General features: G+C 64.4%; 3 protein-coding genes and 1 pseudogene. 2 read left to right on the top strand and 2 right to left on the bottom strand.

Annotation, left to right across the window (positions count from 1 at the left end):
* Nucleotides 1-1,053 precede the first annotated feature (1,053 nt).
* Entirely contained in the window at nt 1,054-2,283 is a 1,230-nt protein-coding gene (locus FREUN1FDRAFT_RS37665; RefSeq protein WP_063745386.1) for an amidohydrolase, read from the top strand.
* Here the strand turns inward: FREUN1FDRAFT_RS37665 and FREUN1FDRAFT_RS37660 are convergent.
* Entirely contained in the window at nt 2,269-3,312 is a 1,044-nt protein-coding gene (locus FREUN1FDRAFT_RS37660) for a serine O-acetyltransferase (protein WP_006545688.1), read from the bottom strand. The two genes, FREUN1FDRAFT_RS37665 and FREUN1FDRAFT_RS37660, sit on opposite strands and share 15 nt — an antisense overlap.
* Nucleotides 3,312-4,211 carry a PLP-dependent cysteine synthase family protein gene (locus FREUN1FDRAFT_RS42640; protein WP_255348250.1) on the bottom strand — a complete coding sequence of 300 codons (900 nt, stop codon included), beginning with the start codon at nt 4,209-4,211 and terminating at the stop codon, nt 3,312-3,314. Before FREUN1FDRAFT_RS42640 ends, FREUN1FDRAFT_RS37660 begins: the two co-directional genes overlap by 1 nt.
* 907 nt (nt 4,212-5,118) lie before the next feature.
* On the opposite strand from FREUN1FDRAFT_RS42640, the pseudogene FREUN1FDRAFT_RS37645 reads away from it, so the two are divergent.
* Nucleotides 5,119-5,528, top strand: a pseudogene (locus FREUN1FDRAFT_RS37645) (hypothetical protein); the annotation flags it as partial.

Here is a 5,528-nt window from a genome sequence, read left to right as displayed (position 1 = left end):
GGCCAGGCTGCCTCTTCTCGTGGCTGACGGTCAACGGCTCGCCGCCCGGTTCGTCCAGCGTCTGCGCAGTCCACGTCGGTGACTCGTTGGTCACGAACCAGGTGTAGGAGCGGCCACGAGGATCGGGGGGTATCGGGAGTCCGCCGTTCCAGAGTCTGGGCTTCGTTCGTGGGTAGTGCACGGGGATATCCGGATCTCCCTGCGCGGCGGCGAGGATGGCTCTGATGTGCGCGGCCTGGCCGAAAGAGCCTCCAGAGCCTCTGCGGACGGTGGCCTGCTGGTAGCGGACGACGGCATTCCGCCCGAGGACGAACATTCGGGCGGGATGGCCGGTCTCCCCCGGCTCGTCCGGCGCCGGCGCTGGGCCAAGTCGAGGTCGAGGTCGAGGTAGTAGTCACGCCAGGCGGATCCGTCTGCCAGCGTGGTGTGGGCCCAGTCGACGACGGTCGAGACGCTGCCGAAGCCGAGCGGCTTGCCGAATCCCAAGCGGTGGAAGCGCTGGGCCTGGCCGCTAGCCCTCGGTGAACACCAGGCGGCGCCCGACGGATCTCGGATTCGGTGATCAGCCTGTCACCTCGCCACACGCTGCGGGAGCTCTGATCGGCCCCGTCGTGCCGTCACGCTACTACCGGCAGACATCGTCGACGGGGACGGTGGCGCGGCAACTCGCCAACCTGTCTCGGAACGTCGGATGAGGACAGATCGCGGCACCGGGCACATCTCGGTCGCCGGTCGACCCCACCACCGGTGGCTTAGGGCCGAAGGCATCCAACGCGCCACCGGTCAACCACCACCAATGGGAACAGTCGCGGCGCCGCTGTAGCATGGTCACGCTCCGCAGCACTCGATCAGCTCAGGTGAGGCAGCCGAACTCGACATCTCCTGAACCCCACATCCAATGCCAGCCGCACTGTACCGAGACGCCAGCACCCCGGAGACAACACACCCGAGCATCATCGCCGCCCGCCGGTGAGCTATGTGTGCCACGCCCGCACCGGGTCATCCGCTGACGACCCGCAAACACCCTGGCCCACACCCGCAAAGAGAGACGAGATGCCTTCACGAACCGGCTCCGTAGACCTTATAGCTTTCCGCCGCTCGCTGCACGAAGCGCCGGAGCTTTCTTATCAGGAGCACGGGACGACCAGAACAATCTACCGCGCGCTGGCGGCGGCGGGGCTGGCGCCGGAGGTTCTCCCCGGAGGGGTGGGCCTTTTTTGTAACATCTCCGGCGAAGGCGGACCTATGGTTGCGCTGCGCGCCGATATCGACGCGCTGCCGATCCAGGACGAGAAAGATGTCCCCTACCGGTCGAAAGTGTCCGGGGTCTCACATTCATGTGGCCACGACGTGCACACAGCGATCGTCCTCGGAGCAGGCTTGGAGCTCGCGCAGCGGCAGGCCGAATTTGCCACCGGTGGAGTGCGCCTGATATTTCAGGCCGCCGAGGAAGTACATCCCAGCGGCGCACTCGCGGCGATCGACGCAGGGGTCCTGGACCAGGTTGGCATGATTTACGCGCTCCACTGCGATCCCAAGCTGACAGCCGGAACGATTGGGACCAGGAGCGGCCCGATCACCGCGAGTTCCGACTATCTCGAGATCACCGTGCAAGCCCTCGAGTCCAACGCACCAGAAAACGACGGCCGTCTGACCTTCGCGCTGGCGAAAGTACTGAGCGAGCTTCCGACATATCTGCAGCGAGAATTTGGATCGACGGGATTCTCTGTGCCTTCACTGGTGTTCGGCAGGGTCGACACCGAATTGGCCGTCGACGGCCAGACACCTGTCTCTGAATATGCTCTGGGCACGGTACGCTGCCTGGACCGAGATTCCTGGGAACGCGCCCCGGCAGTAATCGATGAATATCTCGCCAAGGCATCCCCCCTCCTCGGAGCACAGGTCACCGGAAAATACACCAGAGTTGCCCCCAGCATCATCAACGATCCTGAGTGCACGCAGCTCCTCGAGGCTGCGGTCACCGCGGAGCTAGGCGCGGCGAACCTCGTGCACGTGGAGCAGAGCCTCGGCGGAGAGGACTTCTCCTGGTTCCTGGAGAAGGTACCCGGCTCCTACGCACGCCTTGGAGTCTCCCCGCGGGATGCGCCGCCGTCCGCCGACCTGCACTCGGGCCGATTCGACGTCGACGAGAGCGCCATTGATACCGGGGTCCGTGTGCTCACCGAGACCGCGCTGATGAGCTTGCGCGCGGCAAAGACAATGACGGCGTCCAGGGCCACCCAGGCAGGTAACGCCACGGAGGCTCCCTCAAATCAGCTCTGAGCGCGGCACAACGAGGGAGACATTACGACCGCCGGGTGACCCGACGCCAGCCAGATCAGCGGACTCGCCAAGCCCGACGGCCGACGACGCCAGGAGCAGCCAGCTCGAAATCCTGCCGCCAACGAGAAGACCGATCGTGACGCTACCGGAACCCGTCGCCTGCCGTTCAGGAGCATGACAGCAGATATAGCTATCGCCTGACGAGACAACCTTCAGCTGGTGGATCGGCTCGAGAGTCGCATCCAGCATGGTGGGCACCAGGTTCCCGAGTCTCACACCCACGATGAGAACAGTGTCACGAAACATCACCGCGCCCTGGATGGTAGGCCCACCGTCGCCACGAATCATTTGTGTCGTGTTGACCAGTTTCACCCGCGTGTGGGCCGGCAGAGTATTCGTGACCGTCACGCCCGGACCCAACCAGCAGTCATCGCCCACGGTGATCGGGCCGAGGACCCGGACGCCAGCACCCATTTCGACCCGGTCGCCGATGTCCGGGTGGCGTCGCGAGCCGAGCGGCCGCAGGCTTGAGTCAGCAATAGCCGCGCCGCCGAGCACAACATCCTGCAGAAGGTAGCAGTCCGTGCCAAGCCGGACCTGTTCACCGATCACCGTGCCAAGACCGTGATCTATGACGAAGCGTGCACCTATCGATGCCGCCGGATGGATCTCGACGCCCGTCTCCACCTTCATCAGCTCCGAGAGGCCGCGCGCCAGGCAGACGAGGTAGAATCTGACGGCATCTCCAGCAGGAAATGACAGCGCCCGCCGGTGGATCAGGTTGGAAACGCGATAGCCGAGAACCGCGCGAAAACAACGATACGTGGCAAGGACGTAGTCGGGATCACCCATCGCGGCCGCGTCGCGCCTGGCAAATGCCCAGAGGTCTTCCAGAGCGCTCCTGGCCGCATCGTCGAGCCAGGGCCTGGCCAGCGTCACGAACGGAGCGAGCTCCGGCCGGATCCCAACGACAGCACGGAGCGCATGCTCCGCATCCAGAATAATACTTTGGAACGGATCTCTCGACATCAGTCGTAATCTTCTCCTCGGTCGTAGAGAACCGCCACGAAGACGCGAGCTCGGCACGCGTCACTGGCCCGGTAGCTCTCCCGGGCCTTGGCTATGCCCGCGACGTTGGCCGCACTACTTGGGCCCACAAGAAGCCGAAAATTCCGCAGCAGCCACATTCTGGCCGCAGCCGCCTCGCCTTCATCGACAGCGAGAACACCGTCGAGGTCCTCGGACGAGAAGAACGGCGGGGCCTCTCCTACCGCTATCCCTTCCAGCCCATGACTCCCGTAGACACCGCTCACCAGATCACAGTTGGGCGGTTCGATCGCCAGAACCTTCACCTCGTCAAACCAGCTCTTCAGCACGGTGGAGATTCCATGCATTGTGGCACCCGTGCCAAGACCACCGACGAGGACTATCTCCGCACCCCGACCACAGCCGCCCCCGACGAGCTGCGCGAGCAGCTCCGGACCTGTCTCCTGAAGGTGGGTCTTCGGATTAGCCGGATTATGAAACTGATCGAGATAGTATACCCTCTCGCCCTCCGCGGCCAGCACCTCATCAATAGCCTCCTGGTTGTTCCGACAGCCAGGAAAGTCACTCAGCCGGTCCAGCACAGTGGCGCCGAGACGTCTAGCGATCGCCCGCTTGTGCGGCGAGTAGTCCGGATCGGTTATCAACATGAGCTCATAACCACGACAGCGCGCCTCAATCGCGAGCCCGATCCCGAGGTTCCCGCCAGTCCGTTCCAGAAGCGTACGCCCACAACCAGGAAAGATCTTCCCCCGGATTTCAGCGTCATCGACAAGGGCGCGGGCCACCCGAGCCTTGTGGCTTCGACCCGGATGCAGTAGCTCGCACTTCAGGAACATGTCAGGTGCCGTTTGGATCAGTGGCGTTGGCAGTAACGCGGACACCTCCAGATGGTAAACTTAACGGGTCCGACGCCGCAAGGATTCCAGGTCGCACCGAGGGAATGTGGACGCGATCCGCCAGGGTTGCTCGGCATCCAGTTTTCGCCGACGAGGTCGGTTCAGGGTCACGCGGGATCGCCGAACCTGCAGGGCGATGCGCGAGGCACGCCCAAGTGAGGCACTATGCGCGGTGTCCACGCGCCGCGGCGGCAGCTCGTGGCGTCCTTCCCGGCCCGGCCCGGCCGAACCCGCCGACACATCAGGCCAGCCCAACCCAAGCCCGCCACATTCGTCCGCGACCATTGACTGGTCAAGAATGGACTGCGCTGAAGCGGCGACGCCGTCTTCAGTGCAGGCCTCAGCCAGGTACGAACCGGCAACGCGCCCCGGGTCATGGCGGCTCGGCGCCACGCGCACCGGCGCTGGAATCCGCCATCAGGCCCGCCGCCCCGAGCGACCCCTGGGCGCGACCACGAAACTTGCTTGCTAGCCGACAACTTCGCCGGGACTCCGGACCACCTGGCCCCGAAGCGACGGGCTTGGGGCCGCGGGCCAAGGGCGAGTCCTTACCAGGGATTACCCAGCCGCCTGAGCGAGCTCGTCCTCACGGCGGGCCGCGGCTACGTCGGCGTATACGGCATCCCCCGCAGAAACCCGACGGCATCTCTCCACCCCATCGCCCGTCAGGCGTCGGCCGCGCGAGCGAAAGCTGCTGTCAGCGCGCTGACACCACGCCAACTCGGCTATATTCTCGTAGTACGGGAGGCCTGGGCTCACGTAGAGCGGAGACTGCAAGGAAACGGAGCACGCAATGCGGCGAGCAGCACTCACGGCCGTTCCAGAGGATCGACTCAGAGCACAGCTGGGCATGAAGTGGTCGCGCGCGCAGCCAAATGAGGTGCCGCTCGACGTGGCAGATCTCGATTTTGAACTCGCGACGCCGATACACGACACCATAAACGACGCTTTGACGAAGTCGGACGTCGGCTACCCGGACTTCTCCGGGCCCACGGTGAACCGTCTCAGGGAAATCTTCGCGAATCGCCAGTCGCACCTCTACGGTGCCAGCGTGGACGAAAGTCGCGTTGAGATCTGCGCACAGTCCATGCAATCTCTCTGCTGCGCGGTCCTGGCCTTCACGGCACCGGGGGACGAAGTCGTCACGCACACACCGTGCTACCTGCCTATCCGGACGGCAGTCGAACAGCTCGGACGACGCTGCGTACTCCTGCCGGTGCGCGAGAGCAGAAGTGCGGAGGAGTTCGAGGAATCCATTCGGAGGATTCGGCCCGACGGCACTCGGATAGGAATGATTGTTCT

It is taken from the genome of Parafrankia sp. EUN1f, assembly GCF_000177675.1.
GTDB lineage: Bacteria > Actinomycetota > Actinomycetes > Frankiales > Frankiaceae > Parafrankia.
This window is presented reverse-complemented; position numbering and strand designations above follow the sequence as displayed.

Bases quoted from the DNA above. Each gene is read 5' to 3' on its own strand.
- FREUN1FDRAFT_RS37660 (WP_006545688.1), bottom strand. From the start codon at position 3,312: ATGTCGAGAGATCCGTTCCAAAGTATTATTCTGGATGCGGAGCATGCG.
- FREUN1FDRAFT_RS37665 (WP_063745386.1), top strand. From the start codon at position 1,054: ATGCCTTCACGAACCGGCTCCGTAGACCTTATAGCTTTCCGCCGCTCG.